Annotated in this window: 1 protein-coding gene; it reads left to right on the top strand. The window is 58.5% G+C overall.

What is annotated here, in order from left to right; translation table 11 throughout:
- Nucleotides 1–53: 53 nt before the first annotated feature.
- Nucleotides 54–197: a hypothetical protein gene (locus ACPYOG_RS20270; protein ID WP_481295880.1), complete on the top strand. Its 144-nt coding sequence runs from the start codon at nucleotides 54–56 to the stop codon at nucleotides 195–197.
- The last annotated feature ends 49 nt before the right edge of the window (nucleotides 198–246 follow it).

The raw sequence follows: 246 nt of genomic DNA on the forward strand, positions 1-246 counted from the left end.
CAAAGAAAAAGAACACCCCACCAGATTAGCGAGTGTCTCGTGGGCTCGGAGATGTGTATAAGAGACAGGTGTACTCCGCTGGACCGGATGGGATCCTGAGGTCGATCGACGCGCTTCCCGCCGCCACTGCCGTACCTGAGATTGTGAACGCTGTCTCTTATACACATCTGACGCTGCCGACGACGGAGAAAGTGTAGACCTCGGTGGTCGCCGTATCATTAAAAGGGGGGGGGGGGGGGGGGGGGG

The organism is Leifsonia sp. HAY1-4F (genome assembly GCF_056755275.1).